Origin of the sequence: Microbacterium luticocti DSM 19459 (assembly GCF_000422405.1) — a bacterium.
GTDB classification, from domain to species: domain Bacteria; phylum Actinomycetota; class Actinomycetes; order Actinomycetales; family Microbacteriaceae; genus Microbacterium; species Microbacterium luticocti.
Genome location: NZ_AULS01000001.1, coordinates 281690 through 307770, shown reverse-complemented (window position 1 = coordinate 307770; position 26081 = coordinate 281690). Strand labels below are relative to the sequence as shown.

At 69.7% G+C, this 26081-nt stretch carries 32 protein-coding genes, 2 tRNA genes and 1 other RNA gene; 20 read left to right on the top strand and 15 right to left on the bottom strand.

The genetic code is table 11. The features are described 5' to 3' along the window. The first annotated feature begins 39 nt into the window (after positions 1–39). A complete protein-coding gene (gene ku, locus H577_RS14695) occupies positions 40–879 on the top strand; it encodes a non-homologous end joining protein Ku (RefSeq protein WP_051191583.1) in 840 nt (279 codons plus the stop codon). 51 nt (positions 880–930) lie between these two features. Here the strand turns inward: ku and H577_RS0101590 are convergent, their stop codons facing one another. Beyond that, positions 931–1620 carry a DedA family protein gene (locus H577_RS0101590; RefSeq protein WP_029144465.1) on the bottom strand — a complete coding sequence of 230 codons (690 nt, stop codon included), beginning with the start codon at positions 1618–1620 and terminating at the stop codon, positions 931–933. Between the two features lie 62 nt (positions 1621–1682). Next, positions 1683–1764: transfer RNA gene (locus tag H577_RS0101585), tRNA-Leu, on the bottom strand. A 183-nt stretch (positions 1765–1947) separates the two neighbouring features. Between H577_RS0101585 and H577_RS0101580 the strand changes: the two genes are divergently transcribed. The 7 genes from H577_RS0101580 to H577_RS0101550 all read left to right on the top strand — a co-directional run bounded on the left by H577_RS0101580 (position 1948) and on the right by H577_RS0101550 (position 6648). Next, positions 1948–3132, top strand: a complete 1185-nt coding sequence (locus H577_RS0101580) for a TadA family conjugal transfer-associated ATPase (protein WP_029144464.1) — start codon at positions 1948–1950, stop codon at positions 3130–3132. Beyond that, entirely contained in the window at positions 3129–3983 is an 855-nt protein-coding gene (locus H577_RS0101575) for a type II secretion system F family protein (RefSeq protein ID WP_029144463.1), read from the top strand. The genes H577_RS0101580 and H577_RS0101575 overlap by 4 nt, the downstream gene beginning before the upstream one ends. Further along, positions 3980–4906 carry a type II secretion system F family protein gene (locus H577_RS0101570; protein WP_029144462.1) on the top strand — a complete coding sequence of 309 codons (927 nt, stop codon included), beginning with the start codon at positions 3980–3982 and terminating at the stop codon, positions 4904–4906. Before H577_RS0101575 ends, H577_RS0101570 begins: the two co-directional genes overlap by 4 nt. 98 nt (positions 4907–5004) lie before the next feature. Beyond that, a complete protein-coding gene (locus H577_RS0101565; RefSeq protein WP_029144461.1) occupies positions 5005–5217 on the top strand; it encodes a hypothetical protein in 213 nt (70 codons plus the stop codon). A gap of 3 nt (positions 5218–5220) precedes the next feature. Then, entirely contained in the window at positions 5221–5619 is a 399-nt protein-coding gene (locus H577_RS0101560; protein ID WP_036283263.1) for a TadE/TadG family type IV pilus assembly protein, read from the top strand. 22 nt (positions 5620–5641) lie between these two features. Continuing rightward, positions 5642–6127 (top strand): TadE/TadG family type IV pilus assembly protein, encoded by a 486-nt coding sequence (locus H577_RS0101555; protein ID WP_245570304.1) that lies wholly within the window; start codon positions 5642–5644, stop codon positions 6125–6127. Next, the gene (locus tag H577_RS0101550; protein WP_084515724.1) at positions 6127–6648 is read left to right on the top strand and encodes a pilus assembly protein TadG-related protein; all 522 of its coding nucleotides are present in this window, start codon (positions 6127–6129) and stop codon (positions 6646–6648) included. The genes H577_RS0101555 and H577_RS0101550 overlap by 1 nt, the downstream gene beginning before the upstream one ends. Before the next feature lie 133 nt (positions 6649–6781). Here H577_RS0101550 and H577_RS0101545 read toward each other — a convergent pair whose 3' ends face one another. The 3 genes from H577_RS0101545 to H577_RS0101535 are packed head-to-tail and all read right to left on the bottom strand — an operon-like array spanning position 6782 to position 8695. Beyond that, on the bottom strand, positions 6782–7150 hold the full coding sequence (locus H577_RS0101545) for a DoxX family protein (RefSeq protein ID WP_029144457.1): 369 nt from the start codon (positions 7148–7150) through the stop codon (positions 6782–6784). 44 nt (positions 7151–7194) lie between these two features. Further along, a complete protein-coding gene (locus tag H577_RS0101540) occupies positions 7195–8070 on the bottom strand; it encodes a dioxygenase family protein (RefSeq protein ID WP_029144456.1) in 876 nt (291 codons plus the stop codon). Between the two features lie 4 nt (positions 8071–8074). Further along, on the bottom strand, positions 8075–8695 hold the full coding sequence (locus H577_RS0101535; protein ID WP_029144455.1) for an NADPH-dependent F420 reductase: 621 nt from the start codon (positions 8693–8695) through the stop codon (positions 8075–8077). 92 nt (positions 8696–8787) lie between these two features. Between H577_RS0101535 and H577_RS0101530 the strand changes: the two genes are divergently transcribed. Both H577_RS0101530 and H577_RS0101525 read left to right on the top strand, forming a co-directional pair. Beyond that, positions 8788–9264: a MarR family winged helix-turn-helix transcriptional regulator gene (locus tag H577_RS0101530; protein WP_245570303.1), complete on the top strand. Its 477-nt coding sequence runs from the start codon at positions 8788–8790 to the stop codon at positions 9262–9264. A gap of 68 nt (positions 9265–9332) precedes the next feature. Then, positions 9333–9977 carry a GyrI-like domain-containing protein gene (locus H577_RS0101525; RefSeq protein WP_029144453.1) on the top strand — a complete coding sequence of 215 codons (645 nt, stop codon included), beginning with the start codon at positions 9333–9335 and terminating at the stop codon, positions 9975–9977. A gap of 41 nt (positions 9978–10018) precedes the next feature. Here the strand turns inward: H577_RS0101525 and H577_RS0101520 are convergent, their stop codons facing one another. Continuing rightward, on the bottom strand, positions 10019–11245 hold the full coding sequence (locus tag H577_RS0101520) for an MFS transporter (protein WP_051191655.1): 1227 nt from the start codon (positions 11243–11245) through the stop codon (positions 10019–10021). 82 nt (positions 11246–11327) lie between these two features. On the opposite strand from H577_RS0101520, the gene prfB reads away from it, so the two are divergent. The 5 genes from prfB (at position 11328) to smpB (ending at position 15599) form a co-directional block, all read left to right on the top strand. Next, positions 11328–12440, top strand: a complete 1113-nt coding sequence (gene prfB, locus H577_RS0101515) for a peptide chain release factor 2 (protein ID WP_029144451.1) — start codon at positions 11328–11330, stop codon at positions 12438–12440. A 66-nt stretch (positions 12441–12506) separates the two neighbouring features. Next, positions 12507–13574 carry a cell division ATP-binding protein FtsE gene (ftsE, locus tag H577_RS0101510; protein ID WP_029144450.1) on the top strand — a complete coding sequence of 356 codons (1068 nt, stop codon included), beginning with the start codon at positions 12507–12509 and terminating at the stop codon, positions 13572–13574. Further along, positions 13571–14485 carry a permease-like cell division protein FtsX gene (gene ftsX / locus H577_RS0101505; RefSeq protein WP_029144449.1) on the top strand — a complete coding sequence of 305 codons (915 nt, stop codon included), beginning with the start codon at positions 13571–13573 and terminating at the stop codon, positions 14483–14485. The genes ftsE and ftsX overlap by 4 nt, the downstream gene beginning before the upstream one ends. A gap of 128 nt (positions 14486–14613) precedes the next feature. Continuing rightward, on the top strand, positions 14614–14991 hold the full coding sequence (locus tag H577_RS0101500) for a VOC family protein (RefSeq protein ID WP_029144448.1): 378 nt from the start codon (positions 14614–14616) through the stop codon (positions 14989–14991). A gap of 131 nt (positions 14992–15122) precedes the next feature. Further along, on the top strand, positions 15123–15599 hold the full coding sequence (smpB, locus tag H577_RS0101495) for an SsrA-binding protein SmpB (protein WP_029144447.1): 477 nt from the start codon (positions 15123–15125) through the stop codon (positions 15597–15599). Between the two features lie 14 nt (positions 15600–15613). Here the strand turns inward: smpB and H577_RS0101490 are convergent, their stop codons facing one another. Genes H577_RS0101490 through H577_RS0101480 form a run of 3 tightly spaced genes read right to left on the bottom strand, consistent with a single transcriptional unit; the run spans position 15614 to position 19130 of the window. Further along, positions 15614–17086, bottom strand: a complete 1473-nt coding sequence (locus tag H577_RS0101490; protein WP_029144446.1) for an MFS transporter — start codon at positions 17084–17086, stop codon at positions 15614–15616. 56 nt (positions 17087–17142) lie between these two features. Then, positions 17143–18495 carry a M20/M25/M40 family metallo-hydrolase gene (locus H577_RS0101485; protein ID WP_051191582.1) on the bottom strand — a complete coding sequence of 451 codons (1353 nt, stop codon included), beginning with the start codon at positions 18493–18495 and terminating at the stop codon, positions 17143–17145. After that, positions 18492–19130, bottom strand: coding sequence for an SIMPL domain-containing protein (locus tag H577_RS0101480; RefSeq protein WP_029144444.1), 639 nt, complete (start codon positions 19128–19130; stop codon positions 18492–18494). The genes H577_RS0101485 and H577_RS0101480 overlap by 4 nt, the downstream gene beginning before the upstream one ends. Before the next feature lie 164 nt (positions 19131–19294). On the opposite strand from H577_RS0101480, the gene ssrA reads away from it, so the two are divergent. Then, positions 19295–19664, top strand: a transfer-messenger RNA (tmRNA) gene (gene ssrA, locus H577_RS17215). 121 nt (positions 19665–19785) lie between these two features. Here the strand turns inward: ssrA and H577_RS14690 are convergent. Further along, positions 19786–20370: a site-specific integrase gene (locus H577_RS14690; protein ID WP_051191580.1), complete on the bottom strand. Its 585-nt coding sequence runs from the start codon at positions 20368–20370 to the stop codon at positions 19786–19788. Between the two features lie 147 nt (positions 20371–20517). Between H577_RS14690 and H577_RS18250 the strand changes: the two genes are divergently transcribed. The 3 genes from H577_RS18250 (at position 20518) to H577_RS17895 (ending at position 21823) form a co-directional block, all read left to right on the top strand. Beyond that, positions 20518–20802 carry an HNH endonuclease gene (locus H577_RS18250; protein WP_051191578.1) on the top strand — a complete coding sequence of 95 codons (285 nt, stop codon included), beginning with the start codon at positions 20518–20520 and terminating at the stop codon, positions 20800–20802. 44 nt (positions 20803–20846) lie between these two features. Further along, a complete protein-coding gene (locus tag H577_RS0101465) occupies positions 20847–21311 on the top strand; it encodes a hypothetical protein (RefSeq protein WP_029144443.1) in 465 nt (154 codons plus the stop codon). An 86-nt stretch (positions 21312–21397) separates the two neighbouring features. Further along, positions 21398–21823, top strand: coding sequence for a hypothetical protein (locus H577_RS17895; RefSeq protein ID WP_211217873.1), 426 nt, complete (start codon positions 21398–21400; stop codon positions 21821–21823). Here H577_RS17895 and H577_RS0101460 read toward each other — a convergent pair. Together H577_RS0101460 and H577_RS0101455 are read right to left on the bottom strand one after the other, a co-directional pair. Beyond that, complete coding sequence (locus H577_RS0101460; RefSeq protein ID WP_051191576.1) at positions 21763–22329, bottom strand: hypothetical protein; 567 nt, start codon at positions 22327–22329, stop codon at positions 21763–21765. The two genes, H577_RS17895 and H577_RS0101460, sit on opposite strands and share 61 nt — an antisense overlap. Beyond that, on the bottom strand, positions 22326–23165 hold the full coding sequence (locus H577_RS0101455; RefSeq protein ID WP_425411310.1) for an inositol monophosphatase family protein: 840 nt from the start codon (positions 23163–23165) through the stop codon (positions 22326–22328). Before H577_RS0101455 ends, H577_RS0101460 begins: the two co-directional genes overlap by 4 nt. A gap of 93 nt (positions 23166–23258) precedes the next feature. Between H577_RS0101455 and H577_RS0101450 the strand changes: the two genes are divergently transcribed. Then, positions 23259–23333, top strand: a tRNA-Lys gene (locus H577_RS0101450). Positions 23334–23512: 179 nt separating this feature from the next. Here the strand turns inward: H577_RS0101450 and H577_RS0101440 are convergent. From H577_RS0101440 to H577_RS0101430, 3 genes are all read right to left on the bottom strand, one after another. Next, positions 23513–24040, bottom strand: a complete 528-nt coding sequence (locus H577_RS0101440; RefSeq protein WP_036283259.1) for a hypothetical protein — start codon at positions 24038–24040, stop codon at positions 23513–23515. A 208-nt stretch (positions 24041–24248) separates the two neighbouring features. Next, positions 24249–25478 (bottom strand): MFS transporter, encoded by a 1230-nt coding sequence (locus H577_RS0101435; RefSeq protein WP_029144439.1) that lies wholly within the window; start codon positions 25476–25478, stop codon positions 24249–24251. Next, a complete protein-coding gene (locus H577_RS0101430; RefSeq protein WP_029144438.1) occupies positions 25475–25927 on the bottom strand; it encodes a MarR family winged helix-turn-helix transcriptional regulator in 453 nt (150 codons plus the stop codon). The genes H577_RS0101435 and H577_RS0101430 overlap by 4 nt, the downstream gene beginning before the upstream one ends. Positions 25928–26081: the final 154 nt, after the last annotated feature.

The following is a 26081-nucleotide window of genomic DNA, read 5'->3' as shown; positions in this document are numbered from 1 at the left end:
GCCGTTGCCCTGCGCGTCGGGTCGGTGTGTACTGGGGTGATGAGGGCGATCTGGAAGGGTGCGCTCACCTTCGGCCTGGTGAACGTGCCGGTCAAGGTGTATGCGGCCACCGAGGACCACGACGTGCCCCTGCATCAGGTGCACGAGAGCGACGGCGGCCGCATCCGTTACCAGCGGGTGTGCGAGCTGGACGGCGAGGTCGTGCCGTACGCCGACATCGCCCGCGCCTACGACGACGGCGAGCACACCGTGGTGCTGACCAAGGAGGACCTGGCGTCGTTGCCCGCCGAGCGCAGCCGCGAGATCGAGGTGGTGGAGTTCGTGCCGAGCGACCAGCTCGACCCGCTGCTGCTGGAGAGCCCGTATTTCCTCGAGCCCGACTCGACGTCGCCGAAGGCGTACGCGCTGCTGCGCGAGACGCTGCAGCGCACCGACCGCACCGCGATCGTGCGCTTCTCGCTGCGGCAGAAGACGCGGCTGGCCGCGTTGCGGGTGCGCGGCGATGTGCTCACGCTGCAGACACTGCGCTGGGCGGACGAGATCCGCGAGGCGGCGTTCCCGGCGCTCGACGAGCCGGTGAAGATCTCGGACAAGGAACTGGAGCTGTCGGCGGCGCTGGTCGACGGGTTCGCCGCCGACTTCGACCCCGACGCGTTCACCGACGAGTACCAGGAGGAGTTGCGCACGCTCATCGACGCCAAGCTGCGCAAGGGCGAGGCCATCGACACCGCCGAGACGTTCGGCGAGGCCGAGGAACAGTCCGGCGGCGAGGTGATCGACCTGATGGAAGCGCTGCGGGCCAGCGTGGAGCGCACCCGCACACAGCGCGGTGCCGGCGACGGCGGCGAGGGCAGGCCGAAGAAGAAGAAGCGCGCCTGAACCGGGCGGGGCGGCCCGCGTGCGTGAGCGCGTCGTCGGGGGCGGCATGCCTCAGTCGCGCGGCGTCGTCTCGCCCGGCGTCGGATCGGCGGCCTCGCGGCGCGCCTTGGCGCGCTCGCGGACGTAATGCCAGGCGGTGACCGCGATGGTCAGCACGACGACCCCGATGAGGATCAGCTCGATGTACTTGGTCACCAGGTCTCTGATCACAGGGATGAAGCCGATGCCGTAGCCGAGCATGGTCAATCCGAAGCCCCACAGCAGGGCCCCGATCAGGTTGTACAGCGAATAGCGGCGCCACGGCATGTGCCCCACGCCGGCCGCGACCGGGGCGAAGGTGCGCACCACCGGCACGAACCGGGCCAGCACCACCGTCATCCCGCCGTATCGTTCGAAGAACGCGTTGGTGCGTTCCACGTTGTGACGGCTGAACAGGCCCGATTCCCTGCGCTCGAACACGCGCGGCCCGCCCTTGTGCCCGATGTAGTAACCGACCTCGCCGCCCACGAACGCGGCCAGGGCGATCAGCAGTGCGACGATCCAGATGTTGAGGCCGAAGATGTCGGTGGTCTTGGTGAGCAGGCCCGAGATCACCAGCAGCGTGTCGCCGGGGAACAGGAACCCGATGAGCAACCCGGTCTCGGCGAAGATGACCAGGCAGACCACCAGCAGTGCCCACGGCCCGGCTGCGGCGATGATGTTCTCGGGGCTGAGCCAGGGGATGAGTCCGGCAGCGTGCACGTGGATCCCGTCAGGTCGGTGGAAAGCGGGTGGATGTCGCGGCCGCGCGAGGCGGCGACCCGTGCGGAAGGGGGGAGTCGAACCCCCACGCCCGAAGGCACAGGAACCTAAATCCTGCGTGTCTGCCGATTTCACCACTCCCGCGGGCCTCTCAGTCTACTGAGCCGGCTGTGCGGATGCTGTGGGGAAAGCCCCCGTCGTCGACGCCGGAAAACCCGCGCCGGCGGACGCGATTCCCAGTTCGGAAGGCGCGCCTCGCAAGACCTGCCGGACCATGCCTGTGGATAACTTCTGCGGCGTCGACGCGAATCTTGCAAGGATGGCGGAATGAGCCTGGCCACAGCCCCGGACGGCATCGCACCGCTGGCGCATCGTGTCGCCCAGCGGGTACGGGATCGCCTGCGTGAAGAGCAGGCTGACCCCACCCGCGACCCGGAACGGGCCGCCCGCATCGCCTGGGCCGAGGTGCGCCGCCACAATGACGTCGCACTGGCGCGGGGCTGGCAGCTCATCGACGACGAGGCCGGCTGTGTGCGTGAGGTGCTGGCCCGGGTCGCCGGGTTCGGGCCGCTGCAGGCGTATCTGGACGACCCGACCATCGAGGAGATCTGGCTGAACGCGCCGGACCGGATCTTCATCGCACGCGACGGCGTCGCCCAGCGGGTGCCGTTGGCGCTCACCGACGCCGCCGTCCGCGACCTGGTCGAGCGGATGCTGCAGTCCACCGGACGCCGCGTCGATCTGAGCCAGCCGTTCGTCGACGCGTCGTTGCCGGACGGGTCGCGGCTGCACGTGGTCATCCCCGACATCACGCGGCGGCACTGGGCGGTCAACATCCGCAAGTTCCTGCCCGCCTACCGCGACCTCGACCGGCTGGTCGAGAGCGGTTCGCTCGCGCCCGAGGCCGCGCGCACGCTGCGCGATGCGATGCTCGCCGGCCGCAGCATCCTGATCTCCGGCGCCACCCACGCCGGCAAGACCACGCTGCTGGGTGCGCTGGTGGCCGCGGCCGCGCGCCGACAGCGGATCGTCACCGTGGAGGAGACGTTCGAGCTCGCCGTCGACGCGCCCGACCTGGTCGCGCTGCAGGGGCGGCAGCCGAGTCTCGAAGGCACCGGCGAGGTCACGCTCAGACGCCTGGTCAAAGAGGCGTTGCGGATGCGCCCGGACCGGCTGGTGGTCGGTGAGGTGCGCGACGCCGAGGCACTCGACCTCGTCCTCGCGCTCAACACCGGGGTGCCGGGCGCGGCCACCGTCCACGCGAACTCGGCCCGTGAGGCACTGGCCAAGCTCGCGGCGCTGCCGCTGCTGGCCGGGCGCAACATCGACTCCGCGTTCATCCTCCCCGCCATCGCCGGTTCCGTGCACCTGGTGGCGCACTGCGTGCGGGGCGAATCCGGCCGCCGCTACGTGGCCGAGATCGTCGCACCGACCGGCCGGGTCACCGACGGCGGCATCGACACCCGCACCGTGTACCGGGCGGACGGGGCGCGGACGGAGGTGCCGGCGTGACCGTGTTCTGGGGCGCCCTTCTGGCCGCCGGCATCCTGCTCACCCTGTCGCCGTGGTTGTGGCCGCGTCGCACCGCGCGGGCGGCGCGCGAACCGGGCGCCCTCGACCGGCTGATGGATGACGCCGGCTTCGCGCACGTGCCCGTCAAGGTGCCGGTGACGGCCGCCGCGCTGGCAGCCGTGGTCGCCGGAGCGGTGGCGTGGCTGGTGATCCCGGTGCCGATCATCGCCGTGCTGGCGGCGACGGCGGGCGGTGCGGCGCCGTTCCTCTGGCTGCGTGGTCGCCGACTGCGGCTGCGCCGGCAGCGGCGCGCGCTCTGGCCGGACGTGTGCGACCTGCTCATCGCCTCGGTGCGCGCGGGAATGAGCCTGCCGGACGCCGTCGCGTCGCTGCAGACGTCGGGGCCGCCGGCGCTGCGGCCGGCGTTCGCCGCGTTCGCGCGGGACGTCGCGGCATCCGGTCACTTCGACTCCAGCGCGGTGAGGCTGAAGACCGCGCTGAGCGATCCGATCGCCGACCGCATCATCGAAACACTGCGGATGGCACGTCAGGTCGGCGGCACCGAGCTGGTGCCCGTGCTGCGTGCGCTGGCTGCGTCGGTGCGGGCCGACGCCGCACTTCGGTCCGAGGTCGAGGCACGTCAATCGTGGATCCGCGGTGCCGCCGTGCTCGGGGTGGTCGCACCGTGGGTGATCCTCGCGCTGCTGGCGATGCGTCCCGAGGGCGCGCGGGCCTACAGCAGCCCCGAGGGCATCGCCCTGATCATCGCCGGCGCGGCGGTGTCGTTCGTCGCGTACCGGATCATGATCCGGCTCGGTCGCCTGCCCGAGCCGCGGAGGTGGTTCGGATGACCTGGGCGACGGATGCCGCGTTGGCGGTCGTGCTCGGCGGGGCGCTGGGCGGTGGCATGTGTCTGCTGCTGGTGCTGTTGCCGCGCTGGGGCGCGCCCAGCCTGGAACGACGCATCGGCCCGTACATCCGCGACATCGCCGATCCGCAGGGGCTGACCCCGCTGACACCGGTCGCGGTCGGCGCACCGTGGGCGGGGCTGGGGGAGCGGCTCGGCCGGATGCTGGGCGGATCGGACGCCGTCGCCCGGCGTCTGCGGCAGGCGGGCCGCCGCGCAGATCGGGCGGGGGTGTCGGCGTTCCGTGCCCGGCAGCTCGGATTCCTGCTCGCAGGGCTTGCGGCCGGCGGACTGCTGCTGGTGACGATCGTGCTCACCGGACGGTTCACCCCGGTCGCCGTGCTGGTGCCGCCGGTGGCCGCTGCAGCCGGGGCGGCGGCGTGCGACCTGCTGCTCGGCCACGCAGCGCGCACACGCATGGCGCGGGTCGAGGAGGAACTGCCCACCGTGCTCGAGTTCCTCGCGCTGTGCCTGTCGGCCGGTGAAGGGATCCTCGACTCGCTGCGACGGGTGGGCCAGGTGGGCGCAGGCGAATTGACCGCGGAACTGCGGGTGCTGGTGCTGGCGGTGGGCACCGGGTCGCCACTGTCCGAAGCGCTCACCGACCTCGGCCATCAGTTGCAGCTGCCGCCGTTGACGCGCGCGATCGACCACATCGCGGCCGCACTCGATCGGGGCGCGCCGCTGGCACAGGTGCTGCAAGCACAGGCGCAGGATGCCCGGGAAGACGCGAAACGGAGCCTGATCGAACGGGCCGGGCGCAAAGAGATCCTGATGCTGCTGCCTTTGGTCTTCTTGATCCTGCCGCTGTCGGTGCTGTTCGCGGTGTTCCCCGGTGTGTTCATGCTGCGACTGGGGATCGGATGACCGAGCGGTGCGAGCACGGCGCGGCACGGCGACGACCGGCGGCGGCCACAGCCGCCGGTGGCACGAGATGTGAAAGTGAGGAGAACACCATGCGAGAGATGACACGGCACACCGTCCGACGGTTGCGCACGGCGTGGGGGAGTGTGCGGCACCGACTGCTCAGCGACGTCGCCGACGATCGCGGCGACGTGCCCGGGTGGGTGCTCATCACGTTGATGACAGCCGGCTTGGTCGTGGTGATCTGGGCCCTCGCCGGGCCGGCGCTGGCCGACCTGTTCCAGCAGGCCATCGCGAAGGTCTCCGGGCTCTGAGACATGATCGGTCGCGGCGTGTCTGCCGGTGACGACCGGGGCTCGAGTCCGGTCGAGTTCGTGCTCGTGGGTGCCCTGCTGACCGTGCTCACCCTCGGGGTGCTGCAGTTCGGCCTGGTCGTCTACGTGCGCAACGTCGTGCACGACGCCGCCGTCGAAGGCGCGTACCGCGCGGCGCTGGCAGACGAGACCGTCGCCGACGGCGTCGCGCGCACCCGAGCGCTGATCACGCGGGCCGTCGGTCCCGCCTACGCACGCGAGGTGACCGGCGACGAGGTCGTGATGGGCGGGGCGCCCGCGGTGCGGATCACGGTGCAGGCGCCGTTGCCGCTGGTGGGGCTGCTCGGCGCCCCGCGGACGCTGGAGGTGAGCGCCGATGCCCCGGCCGAGAGCTTCGACTGACCGCACCGTGCCGAATCCCACCGTGCCGAATCCCACAGTGCCGCATCCCACCGTGCCGCATCCCACGGATGCCGCAGCCGACGCCGAGCGCGGGTCGGCCGCTCTGGAGTTCATCCTGGTCGGCCTGCTGCTGCTCGTGCCGATCGTCTACCTGATCGTGTCGCTCGGGATGATCCAGGAGCAGTCCCTCGGCGCGGAGTCCGGGGCACGGCACATCGCCCGCGCCGTCGCGACCGCACCGGACGCCGACACGGCACGCGCTCGCGCCGAGGCGGTGCTGCAGTCGATCACACGCGAGTACGGCATGGCGCCGGGCACGGTGGGTCTGTCGATCTCGTGCGGAGGCGGCGGCGACTGTCCGCGGGCGGGAGCGACGATGGTGGTCACCGTCCGCACCCGTGTCACGCTGCCGCTGGTGCCGCCGGTGCTCGGGCTCGACCGCATGGCGAGCATCCCCGTCGAGGCGTCGGCGCCGCAGCGGGTGTCGCAGTACTGGGGGACGCCCTGATGCTCCGACGCCTGCGTGATGCGATCCGTCGCCGTGCCTTCGGTGGTGCCGGCTCCGGTGGCGCCGGCCCCGGCTCCGACAAGCCGAGCGTCGACGAGCCGGGTCTCGACGAGCCGAGTGCCGACGACGACGGCAGCGTGCTGCTGCTGACGATCGGCTATGCGGTGCTGGCGCTCGTGCTGGTGCTGGTATGCGCTGACGCCACCTCGCTGTACCTCGAGCAGAAGAAGCTCGACGCGGTGGCGGATGCTGCGGCCCTCGCCGGTGCGGACGGCTGGTCGCTCGACGCGAACGGCGACAACGCGAGCACCGGGCTGAGCGACGACGCGGTGCGCGAGCAGGCCGTGGCGCTGGTGGCCGACGTCGGCGAGGGCGCGCAGGTCGTCGAAGCCGACACCCCCGACGGAACGTCGGCACGGGTGCGCGTGACGATCCAGTGGCATCCGCCGGTCGTCACGTTGTTCGTGCCCGACGGCTTCACCCTGCAGTCTACCGCCACCAGCCGCACCGCGCTGCACTGAGCGAGCGCGCGCGCCGACGCCGCCGCGGCCGGTCGCAGGAGGTATCGCCGGCGGGAACGCCGCGGGCGATCAGCTGGTCGATGACGATCCGGCCGAACGGCCGGTCGCGCCGGTGACGCCGTAGATCGTCATGTCAGGCTCCGATCAGGAGGAAGCCGAGCACGGCGGCCGCGACCGAAAGCAGAAGCAGGATGAGCGGCGGGATGAACGGCTCCTTGCGTCCGATGTGCACGACGATCGCGCCGATCATGATGACGGCGAGGCAGATCGCGGCGGTCGGGCTGAGGATCACGGCGATGCTCAGCGCCATGGGGAGGATGAGGCCGATGGCGCCGAGGACCTCGGCGAGGCCGATGAGCTTGATCTGCCAGCCGGCGAAGTCCTCCACATACGCCATGCCGGACTGCTGGAGCGTGTCCTTGGGGCGGGCGAGCTTCATGATGCCGGCGCCGAGGAAGGCGAGGGCGGCCAGGCCGGCGACGACGAAGTAGGCGATCAGCATGACGGTAAGGATCCATTCGGTGAGTGCAGGTGCGGGTCGTTCGGTCAGGAGAGCTGGAAGGAGCGGCGGGAGAACCCGGCCATGTAGCCGTCGACGCGGGTCACCGGCCGGTTCGCCTCAGGGTCGCCGGCGCCGAGGGTGATGAACATCGGCACGAAGTGGTCGGCGGTGGGGTGCGCGTAGGGCATGCCGGGGGCGCGGTGGCGGTAGTCGAGCAGCTCGTCGATCGCGCCGCGGTCGAGCGCCTCGGTCGCCCACGCGTCGAAGTCGATCGACCAGGTCGGGACGACGTCGCCGTGGAGCATCTCGCGGGTGACGAACGGGATGCCGTGCGTCATGTGGCCGGAACCGATGACGAGCACGCCCTGCTCGCGCAGCGCGCGCAGCCGCCGTCCGATCGCGAACAGCGCGTCGGGGTGCTCGGTGGGCATCGAGAGCTGCAGGACGGGAACGTCGGCGAGCGGGTACATGACCTTCAGCGGCACCCAGGCGCCGTGGTCCAGGCCCCGGCGCTGCTCGTGGGCCCCGACATCCGAGAACAGCCCTGTCACCTCCCTCGCGAGCGCGGTCGCGTCCGGCGTGTCGTACCGCATCTCGTAGTAGCGGGGGTGGAAGCCCCCGAAGTCGTAGACCAGCGGCGTGCCCGCATCCGGGCTCGAGATCGCCAGCGGCGCGTCCTCCCAGTGCGCGGAGACGATGAGGACCGCCGTCGGCTTCGGCAGCGAGAGCGCCCAGTCGGCGAGCATCCGGATCCACTCCGGATCGTCGAACACCGGCGGCGCGCCGTGGGAGAGGAACAGCGCCGGCATCGGCCCGTCCGCCGACGTCCACCGGCGCTGGGCGGCCGAGGCGGCGGCGCCGGCGACGAAAAAGTCGTCGAACGCGCCGGCCGGCCGCGTCGGGTTCAGGACGAAAGCCATCGGGTCACTTCCGCAGCGCGAAGCCGCCGCTCCAGCCGATGACGTTCTGCGCGGCGAGCACCATCTGCAGGAAACCGAACGCCTCGAGTTCACGCGCCCGCTTGAGCGGCCCGACGACGGCCGCGGCGAGACCGCCGGCCTGGATCAGCTCGACCAGGCGGGCGGCGGCATCCGCGTCGCCGGCCACCAGCACCGTCGCCGGCACATCGCCGGTGACCCCGGTGGCGACCGTGCCGGCGAAGTTCGTGTTGAACGCCTTGAGGACCGTCGCGCCCGGCACCGCCGCCTGCAGCTCGGCCGCCGCCGAGGAGTCCGCCGGCACGGTGAGCCCGTCGAACGTCGCGAAGTCGACCGGATTCGTCACGTCCACGAGGATCCGGCCATCGAAGCGCGCACCGTAGGTCGCGGCGAGCTCCGCGAGCGCCGGGTACGGGACCGCCAGCACGACGAAGTCCCCCGCGGGGTCGTCGCCCACCACCCCCGCCGTGCCGCCGACCCGCTCGGCCAGCGCCTGCGCCTTCGCGAGGTCCCGGGCGAGGACCTGCACCTGCGCACCGGCCTTCGCGGCGAGCGCCGCGACCGCGCTTCCCACGTTCCCCGCACCGATCACGGTGACGCTGCTCATACGTTCGCTCCCATCCGCCCCAACAAGTCGTTGCATGGGCAACAACATAACCCTATTCAGTTGCCTCGGCAACTTGTTTGGTATCCTGGGGCGTGCCCTTCACCGCGCCGAGGATGAATCCCGTCGAATCGCGGGCGTGGCTCGCCCTCGTCGCGACGAGTCAGCTCCTGCCTACGGCGCTGGACGCCCAGCTGCAGGCCGATTCGGGCATCTCCCACTTCGATTACATGATCCTCGGCTCGCTCAACCTCGCCCCCGAGCGCACCATGCGGATGAAGGAGCTCGCGAGCGCGATGAACGCGGCACCCCCGCGCCTGTCGAAGGCCGTGCAACGCCTCGAGCAGCGCGGCTACGTCGAGCGGGTCCCCGATTCCGAGGACGGGCGGGCGACGAATGCCGTGCTCACGCAAGCCGGCCGGCGCGCGATGATCCTCGCCACCCCGGGGCATATCGAGACGGTACGACGCGGGGTGCTCGACCGGCTCAGCCCAGAGCAGCTCGTCGCGCTCGCGGACGCCCTCGAGCCGATCCTCGCCGGGCTGGATCCGGAGCAGCACTTCTGTGACTGAGCAGGACCGTGAGAGCACCGATGCGTACTGCACGGGCTTCGCGCACCGGATCGGACACAGGGCTTGCGATGACGGACAAGATCGACTTCACCAAGACCCTCGACGCCTACCAGGCGCGACGAGGGGCGTTCCGACTCGTCGAGGTCCCCGAGATGCGGTACCTCATGGTGGACGGGCACGGGGATCCGAACGGCGATCCGGCCTACCGCGAAGCGCTCGAGACGGTATACCCGCTCGCGTACCGGCTGAAGTTCGCAAGCAAGAGGGAACTCGGCCGCGACTACGTCGTGCCGCCGCTGGAAGGACTGTGGTGGGCCGACGACATGGAAGCGTTCACCGGCTCCCGCGACAAGTCGCGCTGGGACTGGACGATGATGATCATGGTGCCCGAGTGGATCGACCGCGACCTTCTCGCGCAGACCATCGAGCGCCTTCGCGCCAAGGCCCCGCCTCCCCGGCTCGACGACCTCCGGCTCGAAGCCGTCGCCGAGGGGCTGAGCGTGCAGACCCTGCACGTCGGCCCCTTCGACGACGAGGGTCCGGTGCTCGAGCGGATGCACCACGACTTCATCCCAGCGAACGGTCTGCGACCGAATGGGAAGCACCACGAGATCTACCTCAGCGACGTCCGCAAGACCGCACCGGAGAAGCTGCGCACCGTGCTCCGGCAACCGGTGAGCAGGACCACCCCATCGCCGCTCACGCTCCGGTAAGCCGGCGAGGCCGTCCCTGGCCTCCCGGCGCGATCGGGCGTTCAGCTGTGCGGCACGTAGCGGGGGATCCAGCGCAGGAACCCGAGCGCCCCGAGCAGGCCGATGACCCCGATCGCCCCGGTCGCGACCGACAGCGAGAACACGGCGGTGAGCGCCGAGATCAGCAGCGGGGCGGCCGCCGCGCCGCCGTCGGTCAGCGTGCGCCACGACCCCAGGAACGCGGCCGGGTCGCGTTGCGGCGCCAGATCCGCACCGAGGGTCATCAGGATGCCACTGGACAGGCCGTTGCCGACGCCCAGTACCGCGGCGAACAGTGCGAACCACATGGCCGCCTGTGATGAACCGTGTGTGAACGACAGGGCCAGGAACCCGGCCCCCATCAGCAGCATCGCCGGGAGCGCCGCCCACAGCCGGCCGAACCGGTCCATCACCTGGCCCGACGCGTAGAACAGCGCGAAGTCGAGGGCGCCCGAGATGCCGACGACCAGCGCGATCGTCTGCGCGTCGAGCCCGATCGACACGCCCCACAGCGGCAACGCCACCTGCCGTGCCGAGCGCACCGACGACAGCACCGCAGCGGCTGCCCCGAGCCGGGCCAGCACCGAACGATTGCGCCACATGGTGCGGAACACCCCGGTCGGCGGCGACGCCGTGCGCACCGGGCCGGTGATGACCTCGCCGGTGTCTTCGTCGGGCACCGTCTCGGACGCCGTGCGTGCGAGCGCTGCCGCGGCATCCTTCTCGGGGTCCGGGCCCAGCAGCACCAGCAGCACCACGCCGACCAGGCACACCAGGGCGAACCAGATCGCCGAGTGCTCGTCGCCGAACACACCGAGCAGCCCCGCGGCGATGAACGGGCCGACGAACACGCCGAGCCGGAACGACCCGCCCAGCAGCGACAGCGCCCGTGCCCGGAAAGCCAGCGGGATGCGGGTGGTCATGAACGAGTGGCGTGCCAACCCGAACACCGCCGCGCAGAACCCGAGCACGAACACGGCGATCGTCAGCGTCACCAGATTGGGGGCGGCGATCAGCCCGACACCGGCGAGGATCGCGGCGGTGCCGCCGATCGCCATGGTGATCCGCTCGCCGATGCGCGCCACCGCCCATCCGGCCGGCAGGTTACCGCACAACTGGCCGACCACCAGCGCCGACGAGACCAGAGCGGCCACGGCGACTCCGGCGCCGAGCTTCGAGGCGATCACCGGGATCAGCGGGATGACGGCGCCCTCGCCGAGCGAGAACAGCACGGTCGGTCCGTAGATCATCGGCCCGAAGCGCCACAGCACACTCCCGACGCGCAGGGAGGAGGAATCGCCGGTCACCGCATCCACGTTAGTCTGGAGTGTCATGCTCGAACTCGATCTGTCCACCGACATCCAGGCCCTGCGCACCACCTTCGCCGACATCAAGGCGGTGGTGGACGTGCCGCGGCTGCAGGACGAGATCGCCCGACTCAGCGAACAGGCCGGTGCCCCCGACCTGTGGGACGACCCCGAGCAGGCGCAGAAGGTCACCAGCAGCCTGAGCCACCGGCAGGCCGAGCTCAAACGGGTCACCGACATCGAACGACGCCTGGACGACCTCGAGGTCCTGGTCGAGCTCGCCAACGAGATGGACGACCAGGACTCGGCCGACGAGGCCCGGCGCGAGCTGAGCGACCTGCAGGACGCCATCGGCCAGCTCGAGGTGCAGACCCTGCTCGACGGCGAATACGACGACCGCGCCGCCGTGGTCACCATCCGCTCGGGCGCCGGCGGCGACGACGCCACCGACTTCGCCGAGATGCTCATGCGCATGTACCTGCGCTGGGCCGAGCGCCACAAGTACCCGGTGAAGGTCATGGACACCTCCTACGCCGAAGGGGCGGGCATCAAGTCCGCGACCTTCGAGATCGACGCGCCCTACGCGTACGGCACGCTGTCGGTGGAGGCCGGCACGCACCGGCTCGCCCGCATCAGCCCGTTCGGCGCCGCCGACAAGCGGCAGACCAGCTTCGCCGCCGTCGAGGTCATCCCGGTGATGGAGGAGGCCGTCGAGGTCGAAGTCCCCGAGACCGACATCCGCGTCGACGTGTTCCGCTCGTCGGGGCCCGGCGGCCAGTCGGTCAACACCACCGACTCGGCGGTGCGGATCACCCACATCCCGACCGGCATCGTCGTGTCGATGCAGAACGAGAAGAGCCAGATCCAGAACCGCGCCGCCGCGATGCGCGTGCTGCAGACGCGGCTGCTGCTGCTCAAGCGCGAAGAAGAGGCCGCCAAGAAGAAGGAGCTCGCGGGCACCATCACCGCCAGCTGGGGCGACCAGATGCGCTCGTACTTCCTCTACGGCCAGCAACTCGTGAAAGACCTGCGCACCGGGTACGAGGTGGGCAACCCCGCCACCGTGTTCGACGGCGACCTCGACGGCTTCATCGCGGCCGGCATCCGGTGGCGCAAGCGCAAGGACGACGACGACTGACACGATCCCGGGCGCGGCGGTGTCGCTCCCGGCAATCGTGACCGCGCCGCTTAGGCTCGTTGAGCCATGATCCGGTTCGAGAACGTCACCAAGCGGTATCGCGGCACCGCGAATCCCGCGCTGCAGAACGTGGACTTCGAGGTGCAGCGCGGGGAGTTCGTGTTCCTCGTCGGCCCGTCGGGGTCGGGAAAGTCCACCTGCCTGCGCATGATCCTGCGCGAAGAGACACCCAGCGAGGGGCGTGTCGTCGTGCTGGGGCGCGACCTGCGGGCGCTGCCCTCGCGCAAGGTGCCGTACTTCCGCCGGCACATCGGGGCGGTGTTCCAGGACTTCCGGCTGCTGCCGACCAAGACGGTCTTCCAGAACGTGGCGTTCGCGCTGCAGGTGATCGGGTCCTCACGCGCGTTCATCCGGCAGGCGGTGCCCGAGGCGCTGGCGCTGGTCGGCCTGGACGGCAAAGGCAAGCGCCTGCCCCACGAGTTGTCGGGCGGCGAGCAACAGCGCGTCGCCATCGCCCGCGCCATCGTCAACCGGCCGCAGGTGCTGCTGGCCGACGAACCCACCGGCAACCTCGACCCGGGCACCTCGGTCGACATCATGCAACTGCTGGCGCGCATCAACGCCACCGGCACCACCGTCGTCATGGCCACGCACGAGGCCGGGTTCGTCGACCAGATGAAGCGCCGCGTGATCGAACTGCACGAGGGACGCATGCTGCGCGACGAGCACCATGGCGGGTACGGCGACACGTCCAGCCTGCCGAGCCTCGCGCCCGGACCCGAACGCGGCGCGGCATCGGTAGCGGCACTGACCGCCGTGCTCGAAGTGCACCGGCAGACCGTCGATGCCGCACCGCAGACGACGGGTGACGCATCGCGGGCGACGGATGCCACAGCCCGCGCACAGACGCAGGACTCGGGCACCGGCGCCTCGGAGGTCGACACCGGTGCGACCGACACCGACGTTGTGGCATCCGCGCCCGCCGTGCCGCCGAGCCAGGCGGCACCTGCGGCCGAGGCCGAGGCATCCGCCGCCGGGAGCCCGGGCGTGCCCCAGGTGCAGCTGGACGAGCTGGGACTGGCCGATCGGCTGGGACTGGATGAGCGCGACGACGAGGTGGGACCCACGCGATGAGGGCCGGACTGATCATCGGCGAGGCACTCACCGGCCTTCGTCGCAACGCATCGATGGTCATCTCGATCGTGCTGGTCACGTTCGTGTCGCTGACCTTCGTCGGTGCCGCGATCCTCATGCAGGCGCAGATCGGCACCATGCGCGACTTCTGGACGGGGCGTGCCCAGGTGCAGGTGTCGATGTGCGTGGACGGTGCCCGTGAGGCGACCTGTCAGGACGGTGCGGCCACCGAGAAGCAGATCGAGGCGGTGCGTGACCGGCTCGAAGGCTCGGGTCTGAAACCGCTCATCAGCAAGATCCGGTACGAAGACCCGAAGCAGGCATACGAGAACGCGCTCGACCTGCTCGGCGACGACTACAAAGACATCCTCACGCCCGCGCAGTTCGGTGGCAGCTTCTACATCAACCTCGTCGACCCCACCAACTCGGCGGTGATCACCGAGGCGTTCGCCGGCGAGCCCGGGGTGCAGACCGTGCAAGACCAGATGGAGCTGCTGCAGCCGCTGTTCTCGGCGCTGACGGTCGCCACCTACATCGCCGTCGGCATCGCGGCCCTCATGCTCGTGGCGGCCGTGCTGCTGATCTCGACCACCATCCGATTGTCGGCGTACGCGCGCCGGAAAGAACTGCGGATCATGCGGCTGGTCGGCGCCTCGAACCGGTTCATCCAGACCCCGTTCATCCTCGAGGGCGTGTTCGCCGCGCTCATTGGCTCGATCCTCGCGGGCGTCGCCGTCTGGGCCGGCGTGCAGTTCGGCGTGCACGGGTACCTGCGCGAACGGATCGACTTCATCACGACCTGGGTGGGTATGCGCGACGTCGCCTATGTGATCCCGATCCTGATCGGCATCGGTGTCGTGCTCGCCGCGATCTCGGCCGGGTTCGCCATCCGCCGCTGGTTGCGCGCGTAGACCGGGGGCCCGTCGACTCCAGACGCGTCCCCCTGTCGAGGCTGCCATCGTCTGCGGCGATCACAAGGGAGGCGAGAGGTCTTTCCTTTCCACGCGCGCAGCCATATCGTGCTCGTAGGAGGGGGACGATGGATTTCAAACCGGAGAACTACCCGTCGATGAGCCCGTATCTGATCTGTGGCGACGGGACGGCGTTGATCGCCTTCGTGGAAGAAGCCTTCGGCGGGGTTGTGCAACGGCGATTCGATCGTCCCGACGGATCACTGAAGCACGCAGAGGTCCTGATCGACGACAGCATCCTGATGATCGGCGGCGGCGCCACCTCTGCCCAGTCGGTCACGCCGCACATCCATCTCTATGTGCCCGACCCGGTGGCCGTCATCGACCGGGCGCTTGCTGCCGGGGCGACGATCGTGCAGGAACCGGAGAGGAAAAGCGACGACGACGACCTGCGCGGCGGGGTGCGAGACCCCTCCGGGACGACATGGTGGATCGCATCGCAATAGCAGTCGGGCACGCAGAGCTGCGTGATACCGCAGGGCCGTATGCCGCGGCTGCGGTATGCTGATGGGCTGCCGTCCGCGGGCCGGGCGGCAGCATCCGTCATCGCATCACACGACACGTCAGGGGAACGATCATGCCCAGGGAACGCGGCGAGAAGGTCGTCGCGACCAACCGTCGCGCGCGCCACGACTACCTCATCGAGAAGACGTATGAGGCGGGCCTGGTGCTCACCGGCACCGAGGTGAAGTCGCTGCGCGAGGGCCGCGCGAACCTGACCGACGGGTACGCCTACATCAAGGACGGCGAGGCGTTCCTCGACGCGGTGAACATCCCGCAGTACCTGCAGGGCAACTGGACCAACCACGCCGCCAAGCGCGTGCGCAAGCTGCTGCTGCACAAGGAAGAGATCGTGCGGCTCTCGCACGCCGTCTCGGCCGGCGGCTACACGCTCGTGCCGCTGCGGCTGTACTTCTCGGACGGGCGCGCCAAGGTCGAGATCGCGGTCGCCAAGGGCAAGCGCGAGTTCGACAAGCGGCAGACGCTGCGGGAGCGCCAGGACCGCCGCGAGGCCGAGCGCGCCATGCGCACCCGCAACCGGCTGGGCGAATAGCGCCGGCGCCGGGTTCAGGCGATCGGTTCGACCTCTGTCACCGGGTGCATGGCCCGGTCGCTGAACGCCGTCTTCGGCACGACCAGCAACAGTGCCGCCGCGGCCAGCGCCGTCACGCCGCACACCACCCATACCGTGACGTACCCCGCGAACGAGCCGGCGGTGCCCTCGGCCGCGGCGCCGGCCGTGCCGTGCAGCAGGGCGATGCCGAACACGCACGATGCGATCGCACCGCCCACGGTCTTGACCGAGTTGGTCAGCCCGGTCGCCACCCCGGTCTGCGTGTGCGCAGCGGCGGATGCCGCGGCCGCCGGCAGCGCGGCCACCAGCGCACCCGATCCGATGCCCACGACGACCATGTTCACGATCACCTGCAGGTAGGTCTCATGCAGCGGCAGGAACATCAGAAAGCCGACACCGACCAGCAGCGCCGCCACGATCAAAGCGATCCGTGGCGCCGTGAGCCGGGATGCCAGTGGGTAGAGCAGGGCGCCGGTGATCATCGCGATCAGGTAGACACCGATGATCAGCGATGTCGCGAACCCGCTCGTTCCCAGGCCGTACCCGTAGACGGCCGGGTCGGTGCGGGCGAACGTCGACAGCGGCGCCTGGGCGCCCAGCACGCTGACGCCGAACAGCCCCGCCGTCAGGAACACCGGGCCCAGGGCGGGGGAGCGGAACATCCGCACGTCGATGAGCGGATCATCCTGCCGCAGCTCCCACAGCGCGAACGGCACCACCAGTACGACCCCGAGCGCGACCACCAGCCACGAGACGACGTCGCCCGGGCCGTTCAGCCGCAGCAGGCTCAGCCCGCCGGTGAACGCGATCAGCGCGAGCGAGATGAGCACGACGCCGACGGTGTCGAACCGGCCGCCGGTCGGTTCGGGGGACTCTGCCACCCCGAACAGCACGACGAAGAAGCAGATCACGATCATCACCGCCGGCACCAGCAGCACGATCCACAGCGGCAGCACGTCCACCAGTGCGCCACCGGCCAGCGCGCCGATGATCGCGCCCGATTCCAGCGCCGCGACGAGGAACCCCGACGCGCGCGCGGTGATGGTGGACCGGCCTTCCAGCCGGCGGGCGCGCGACCAGATCAGCGCGATCTCCAGCGGCAGCCACACCACGTAGAAGCCCATCAACGCCCAACCGACCAGGAACACCGCGAACGAGGCGGTGAACGGCAGCACGAAGGATGCCGCAGCCGTCACCGCCGTCGAGATGAGCAGCATCCGCTTGTGCCCGATCATGTCGCCGAGCTTCGCGAACGCCGGCACCACCAGCGCCGACAGCATCAGCTGGGTGCCTTCGAGCCAGTTGACGTCGGCGTCGTGGATCGACAGGTGCCGGGCGATGTTCGTGAGCATGGGTGTGTAGTAGCCCTGCAGCACACCGCTGGTGAACTCCACGAACGCGAGGAAGCCGACCACACCGGCGAGGGTGCCGATCGAGACGCGGGTGGGCGTGTCGGCGCGCGTCATGCGTGCTCCTTCGCAGGCGGGGTCCGGGGGCGATCACTGCAGAGGTTCGGGTGCGATCACTCTAGCCCCTGGATCAGGGCGCGGTGGAACCGTTCGCCCTGCTGAAGAGAGGTGATCTCGACCCGCTCGTCGACACCGTGGATGCCTGCACGCTGCGCGGCCGACATCCGCAGCGGCGCGAACCGGTACACGGCCGGCGAGAAGCGGTGGAAGTGACGTGAATCGCTGGCCTGCATCATGATGTACGGCACCGGATCGGCATCCGGATACGCGGTGTGCACCGCCCGCGCGAGCGCCGCGAACGCGGGCCCGTCGACCGGGGACTCCGGTGAGGGGTCATCGCCTTCGATCACCGTGATCTCGACCCTGCGGTCGGCGATGCGCCGGCGCACCCGCGCCACGGTCGCCTCGACGGTCTCGCCGATCGCGATGCGCAGGTTCACGGTCGCCGACGCCTGTGAGGGCAGCACGTTCGCCGCGGTGCCCCCCGAGGCCATGGTGGCGGCCACGGTGGTGCGTACGAACGCGGCGGTCTCGCCGCCGAGCAGGGCGAACACCCGCCCCGCCAGCCAGGGCGCGGCCGCGAGGGCGCGGTACAGCGGTCGTGCCGGCCCGGTCGCGCGCGACGCGAAGGCGCCCAGCATCCGGCTTATCGCCTGCGGCGTGCGCGGCCGGAACGTGCGCGCATCGAGTCGGTCCACGGCCCGGGCGATGCGCCGCACCGCGGTCATCGTCGGCGGGGCGGATGCGTGCCCGCCTTCCCCGCGGGTGGACAGCCGCAGCGTCAACACGCCCTTTTCGGCCACGCCGATCATCGCCGCCTCGCCGCTCACGAACGGCAGGGGTGCATCGACGACGGCCCCGCCCTCGTCGAGCACGAGCCACGGGATCTCGCCCCGGTCGCGGAAGGATGCGGCGATCTCGCGCGCCGCGGCACCGTAGGTCTCTTCGTTTCCGCCGAACGACAGGCACACGTCGCGGGCGGGCCGGAACCCGGCGGCGAGCAGGTTCTCGACGGCTTCGAGGATCACGATGAGCGGGCCCTTGTCGTCGAGGGTGCCGCGGCCGTACACCCAGCCGCCTTCGATGCGGCCCTCGAACGGCGGGTGGGTCCACGGGTCGGACTCGTCGACCGGCACGACGTCGAAGTGCGCCATCAGCACGAGCGGGCCGTCCGCGGCGGCGCGCCGCCCCTTCCAGCGGAACATCAGTCCGAGGTCGGTGTACCGGGTCAGTTCGAGGTGCTCGTGCACCAGCGGGTACAGCTCGCGGATGAGGGTAATGAACGCGTCGAACGGCGCCATGCCGCGTTGATCGAGCTCGGCCGAGACCGTCGGCAGGGCGATCATGCGGCTCAGCCTGTCGGCGATGCCGGGGCGGGCCGTGATGTCGTCGGTGGTGCCGGTCATCGTGCGGTGAACCTCGCTTCGACCGTGGCGGCGACCACGATGTCATCGGGCTGCAGGGCGAGCCCGGGGTCGTCGGCGGGTGCCGCGGCCATTCGCATGAGCGGTATGGCCGGTGCATGCAGGCTGGCGTCCGAGAGCTCGACCGGGGTGATGTGCGACATTCCAAGGGCCTGTGCGTACGCGGTGGCGCGTTCCACCGCGACGTGCACGGCGTGCGTGGCGGCCTCGCGCTCGAGTGTCGAGCGCGTCTCGCGCGTGAGACGCCAGTCGATTTCGCCGACCTGCACGCCGTCGCGGGCCGCGACCTCGCCGAGCCACCAGCTCAGCGCGGCGACATCCGTGAAAGTGGCGGTGAACTCGACCGACGCGTGGTGCACGGGGGCGAGCAGCTTGCCCTCGGCATTCCACGGGCGGTCCGTCCACACCGAGACCCGCTGGCTCGACCAGTCGGTGAGACCGCCGGCGTCCTGGCGTGCCGCGAGATCGTCGCGGACGGGGGCGGCCAGGGCGGCGATGCGCTCGACGACGGCACCGCGGTCGGGTCCTTCGCAGCCCACGGTGATGTGCGCGACGGCCTCTTCGGGAGCACGGCGCACCTCGTGCTCGCCACGCACGGTGATGGTGACCTCGGGCATACGAGGAGCCTACGCGGACCCGCCGACACCGACGAGTGCGAGCCGGGAATGGCCGGTGTCGGCGAAGCGTTGTATGCTGTGATGCTCGGATGCTGCGGCATCCGACTGGCAACTCCACAGTGTGACAGCGGCCGCTTCCCGGAACACCCACCGGGAGCAGACACGGGGATGATCGGTTTCGACATCGCCTGTCTATTCACGAGAAGCGGGCCGAGGATGCAGGGTTATCTCGTGAACGCTCCCTGCACAACAATAAGTGCCAATGCAAAGCGCACTGACTTCGCCCTCGCTGCCTAAGCGAGCCCGATAGTCCGTCAGACCGTGTGTGATTCCGGCACGGATCCTGGCGTCATCTAGGAATCTTGCTGCGTGACGGCGTCTGGACGTCGCGCGGGACTCTTCCCAGACTGGGCCTGTCGACTTGGGTGTCTGTGACAAAGGTCGGGGCCGAGCAGAACGTCTGCACAGACTGCGCCCGGAGAAGGCGTGGAGATTCAGCGATGGACGGGGGTTCGATTCCCCCCATCTCCACCAGCCGCTGTCGCTCGGAGGAAGCCCCTCGACCCCTTGGAAACACTGGGATCGGGGGGCTTTCGTCATTCCTGGGAGAAGTGCGCGCGCGGGCCGTCTGCCCACACTTTGCCCACATTCGGGATCACGCGGCGACGCCGACAGCCGCAAGGACCGTGGCCGCGTACTGGGCGCCGCGGGTGTCCATGCGTTCGGCGATGTCGTCGAGATTCCCGTCGAACAGGTCCGCGTACGTGTCGAGGGTCATGGCCGCGGACTCGTGGCCGAGCATCTTCTGCACGACCTTCACGTGCGCGCCCGACGCGACCGCGAGCGATGCGGCCGTGTGCCGCAGGTCGTGCAGCGTGAGCCGTTCGAGGCCGGCGCGCGTGCTCGCGAGCCGATACCAGGACGTCGAGTCCTCCGCCGTCGTCGGCCGACGCTGGTACCCGTCGAGGTCACTGGGAAAGATCAGGTCGTCTGGTCCCTTGCCGTTGCAGAGCGCGTCGAGCAGCGTGTCGAGGAACGCCGGGTAGGGGACGGTGCGCTTCTCCCACGATTTCGGCGCGCCGAGCTCGATCTTTCCCTCGACCTCGACGGCGTTGCGGCGTACGTGCAGGCGGCGCTTCAGCTGGTTCCTGTCGCGCACGCGCAGAGCGACGCATTCGCCCCACCGGACGCCGGTGTAGGCGAGCGTGTAGACGAGCGTGGCGCGGGTGAGGTCGCGCACCGCGGCGGCGAGCTGCGCGACCTCCTCATTGGTCAGGTCGCGACGATCCTTCTCGGAGTGGTTCCGTGGCTGGCCCTTCAGCCCGGGCGGGGTTGCGGGCGATGCTCACCACTCAACGACGAAGACGATCTGATCCGGTGAGGGCACGTGGGCACCAGACACACCAGGGCATACACGGACCTTCGCGAACAGCTGCGCGACTGGTGGGCGCGTACCAACGCCCCCTGCTGGCTCTGCGGGCAGCCCATCGACTACGACGCGCCCGCGCACGACCCCGCCGCACTCGACCTCGACCACGCGAAGCCCATCGAGACACACCCGCACCTCGCGCTTGACAGCTCGAACTGCCGCCCCTCGCACTGCCGCTGCAACCGGTCACGTGGCAGCCGCGCACCCCGCCCTGAGATGGGCATGGTGACCGAGGACTGGTAACCAGGGGACTGTCCCTTGTCGGACCCTCTCCGTAATCTACGAATATGGTCAACCGCACAGCAAAGATCGCAACACTGCTCGCCGGCGCCTGGCTCGCGGCCGCGGCGCTCGCCGGATGCACCTCATCGCCCGCGGACACGCCTACCGCCGCCGCCCCGCCCCACGCCGCGCACGCCGCCGCCGTGGCGGTAGAGTCGCCCACGCCAGAGCCGTCGTACGCACCGGACGAGTGCCGCCCGACGAAGAACGGCGTCTATGACCGCGGACCCCGGGAGGGCGCACGCGGCGAGGTGACGCGTGACAGCAACAGCGATCCCATCGCCTACACCGTTGCCGCGGGCGACGGACAGCAGCCGATCTCGGCCCGCTTCTGCATCCCGAATGTGGCGACCCTCAACGCGGACTTCCTCTACTGCCCGCCGAACAACCATGTACTCCATCCCGGCGACGTGCTCTCCCTCGACCCCGCCGCATACCCGGTCCAGGAGTGCCCGGAACGGCACGAGTAACCCCCCGACCCAAGACCTGAACGCCCGCCCCCTCAATGAGGTGGGCGTTTCACGTTCCATTCAACCCCGAATCAAGGAGAACCAACATGACATGGACACGGGTCAGCCCGTGCGCCACTCAGGCGATAGCCGGCTCGAAAGTCATCTGGTCCACTTACCGGACCATCGGCGGCAACGTCCAGGTGCGCGGCACCGACATCCTCGCAATAGCGAGCCCAGGTGGCTACGTGAACCAGTGGACGAAAGCGAAGCTCACCATCGAACTGCTCGATTCGTCGAACGTCCTCCGGTCCAAAGCGGTGCCCTCAACAAGACGTGGGGAACAAAACACCCTGGGTGATGTGCAGCTTCTCTGCCGCGCGGGTGAAGTTCAGTTCCGGCGCCACCACGACGAACTAACGCAACAGGCGTGCGTCGGGTTCCATGGAAGAGAGACGATGTCCGGTGCCGCTCAGTGCGGAGGCCACTGGATGAGCAGCAGCCCCTGTTTGGTGTCGGCGAAGATGATCTGACCGTCGGTGATGCGGTAGGTCATGCCGTAGCCGTCGTCGTCGGGATTCATGATCATGGTGCCGGTCGCGGTGAGATAGACGGCGCCGTCCTCGCTGAACTCCTTCCAGCCCGAGTCCAGCAGTTCCTTCTCGACCTGGCCGGCGGTCTCGGCGTCGATCGGCGCCCAGCCGAACACCTGCACCTGGTCGCTGGCCACGGTGGCGTCGCCCCAGGTGCATTGGATGCCGCCGGCCAACTCGATGTTGCCGACATAGAACGGGTCCTGACGCGAGGTCCAACCGGCCTGGGTGAACGCGTCGACGGTGGTCTGCGGGATGATCCGCTCGCAGGTCGGGTCTCCGACCGGTGTGGGGGAGGCATCCGGCCGCGGCGAGGCGTCGTGGTTTTGCGGTGTCACCAGCGGCAGCGTGGGGGAGGCGGTCGGGGCGGGCTCGCCGGTGCAGCCGGCGACAAGCAGCACCGCGCCGAGCGTCACCGTGGCCAGGATCGGGCGGATACAGGTCACGGTGCTCCCTGCACGAGCCGCAGGAACGCTTCGTGCAACACGCCGTTGCTGGCCAGCGACGAGCGGGTCGCGATCGTGTCGGCGCCGTCGATGTCGGTGAACCGGCCGCCGGCCTCGCGCACGATCGGCACGTGTGCGGCAATGTCGTACTCCTTGACGTCGAACTCGGCCACCATCTCGAGGCGCCCCTCGGCCAGCAGCATGTACGGCCAGGCGTCGCCGTATCCGCGATCGCGCCACACCGCACGGCTCAGGCGCAGCAGGTCGTCGGCGCGGCCGACCTCGTCCCACTGCGCGATGCTCTGAAAGCTCACGCTCGCCCGGTCGATCTCGTCGACGGCCGACACCTGCAGCCGCCGGGCGCCGTCGGTCCCGTTCGTCCAGGCGCCGAGCCCGGTCGCCGCCCACCAACGTCTGCCGATCGCCGGCTGACTGACCACGCCGACCTGGGGCACGCCGTCGACGGCCAGGGCGATCAGGGTCGTCCACATCGGGATGCCTTTGAGGTAGTTCGCCGTGCCGTCGATGGGATCGATGATCCACTGACGCGCGCCCGACCCGACCTGACCGAACTCCTCGCCGAACACGCCGTCGTCCGGACGTTCGGTGTTCAGGATGTCGCGGATCGCCCGCTCGGTGGCCAGATCGGCTTCGGTGACGTGCGTGGCATCGGCCTTCAGACGCACCTGCAGGTCGGGGGCGTCGAAGCGGCGCATGGATGCCTCGTCCGCCGCATCCGCGAGCCGCAGCGCCAGTGCCAGGTCGGCCTCCAGCCCCGGCGCCGCGCCGCCGGTGTGTGCGGCTGCGGCGGGTGTCTCGGGCGCGGGGAACGTCACCTGGCCAGGATACCGGCCAACGCCCGGACGATTTCGCGATGCGTCATCCGGAGTGCTAATGTTGATCCTCGGTTCGCCCCTCGGGCGAGCCGAGCGCCTCTAGCTCAACGGCAGAGCAATTGACTCTTAATCAATGGGTTCTGGGTTCGAATCCCAGGGGGCGCACCACAGTAGGACACATGCCCGGTCACGATGCGGCCGGGCATGGTCGTTCCCGGTGTCCGCTGGCGGAAGCCGTTCGTGTCGTTCCTGTCAAGCGGCCGCCACCGCGCCGCACACGACGGCCGGTCGGCGCCGCCGCTGATGGGCGGGTGCGGCGCCATCGATGAGCTCGACGGGTGAGGGGTCTATTTCTCGCGATTGAACCGCGCGATCGATTCCCACTGGCCGAACTCCGGCACGGGCTCCCAATGGGTGCTGACGTCGATATCGCGGTAGTCGGCTTCTTCAATCCGGTTGGCTACCTTGTGGGAGCGATACCAGTGCATCGTCCCGTCCGGCCGATACCGATAGTTCGTCATCACGAGGCATTTGTTGCGGGGAACGTAGACATCGTCATCCGCGTATGTCCAGTCCGTGATCTCCACCAGGAACAGCGCATCAGCGTTCTCCTGCTGCCGAAAAGTGAAGCTATGCCTCGCGCGGTAGATCTGGTCGTAGAAGGATGTGCGGGCAAAGACACCCTTCGGCGCTACCTCAAGCGTGAACTCCGGGACACCATCATCTGGCACGCCATCTGCATATGCGCCGACAGTGAACCAGTCGTCTTCGCTGCCGTCCGCGTAACGCTGACGAGCCTCGTCTTCTGATATCAGCCCGCCCAGCACAAGCCGCTTGTGGTTCCAGGCCCGCCCGTACAGATACCGGTTCATCATGGTCCTTCTCGTTCTACTCGTGACGTGCGACATCAATCGTGATGGGTGGTTCGAAGGGATGTGGCCGGGCATCATCGTTCCTGCGCTCAGGGCTGAACGCGGCGCTGTGCATCGGGGCGGACTCCGCGTGGCGACACGATACGCCCGAAGAGAAGACGGCCACGTGGACCCCGTTGTCCACGTGAGCCGCCGGCTCGGTCGGGCCCCGTCAGGCGGCGTCGCCGATGAGCACCGCGGCACCTTCTTCGGCGGCATCCGCCCGGTGAACGTCGATGCGTGCCAGCACCCGGCGCCCGAGCGCCACCGCGAGCGTCGCGATCAGCACCGACAGTGCCGCGAACAGGTACGGCACGGTGGCGTCGAACGCGTGCCAGAGTGCGGCGGCGATCGGCGGCGCCACCGCACCGCCGATGAACCGCACCGCCGAGTACGCCGACGACGCCACCGACCGGGGCAGGTCGGTCGCCTCCATCACGGCCTCGGTGAGCACGGTGTTCATGACGCCCAGCAGCAGCCCGCCGACGATGATGCAGACCACGAGCGCCGTCGCCGAGGCCACCAGCAGGCCCGCCACGATCAGATCGATCGCCAGCAGCGGCAGCACGATCAGGATGACGGTGGTCCGTGCCATCCGTCGCAGCAGCAGCGGTGCCACCCACACGCTCGTGATCGCCAGCGCCACGCCCCATCCGAAGAAGGTGAGACCGATGCCCATCGCCGTGAACCCCAGCGGGAACGGTGAGAACGCGAGCAGCACGAAGAACCCGATGTTGTAGAACAGGGCCGCCACCGCGAGGACCGCCAGCGCCGGGATGCGCAGCGCGCGGAACGGCGCCGACAGCGGCACCGGCTGACGCTTCTCGCCCGGGCCTCGGAGCAGCACCAGTACCGCGATGAACGCGATCGCCATGAGCGCCACGACGCCGAAGAACGGACCGCGCCAGCTCATCTCGCCGAGCAGCCCGCCCAGCAGCGGGCCGATCGCGATGCCGATGCCCAGCGCCGCCTCGTACAGCACGATCGCCGCCTCGCTGCCGCCCGCGGCGGCACCGACGATCGTGGCCAGCGCGGTCGAGATGAACAGCGCGTTGCCCAGGCCCCACCCGGCGCGGAAGCCGATGATCGCGTCGACGCTGCCGCTGAGCGCGCACAACAGCGAGAACGCCACGATCAGCCCGAGACCGGCCAGCAGCGTCGCCTTCGCCCCGATGCGGCTGGAGATCCAGCTGGTGATGAGCATCGCCACGCCGGTCACCAGCAGATAGCTGGTGAACAGCAGCTCGGTCTGCACCGCATCGGCCTCCAGCGACTCGGCGATCGTCGGCAGGATCGGGTCGACCAGACCGATCCCCATGAAGGCGACCACACAGGCGAAGGCGACGGCCCAGACCTGCGGCGGCTGACGCCAGATCGATCCGGATGCGGAAGCTGATGTCATCGAGTGACTCCTTGCGAACGGGGGGTGGACGGGGAAGAGGAGGTGCGCGAGGTCAGGATGTGCGCCACACGCGACAGTGCCGCCCAGTCGTCGTCGTCGAGATCGGCGAACAGCGGCATGAGCGCGTCGCGCAATTCCTGACGCCACCCGGCGAGGGCGACCCGCCCTGCTTCGGTGACGCTCACGACGGTGGCGCGCGAATCGCCCGGATCGCTCTGGCGGCTCACCAGCCCCGCCGCGACGAGCTGACCCACCAGCCGGGTCATCCCCGGTTGCGTGGTGCGGCTCGCCGCCGCCAACTCGCCGACACGCAGCGGGCCGTCCGAGACGAGAACGCTCAGCGCGCGCCACTGGGCTGCGGGGGCGTCGTTGTGCGTCTCGAGCGCCGCCAGTCGGGTGAGAGTGTGTGCGGCGGTGACGATCTCAGCGAGGTCTTCGGAGCGGGGCACCCGGAAAGTATATACCCAAGATATATACCTCCGTGATCTATCGACGCCGGTCGCGATACGCCCCGTCGGCGCACGTTGACATCGGGATGCCGCACCCGTAGCATTCCCTATACCTGAATCGGGTCTCAGGTAATCCTTCCGACGGCGAAAGGCA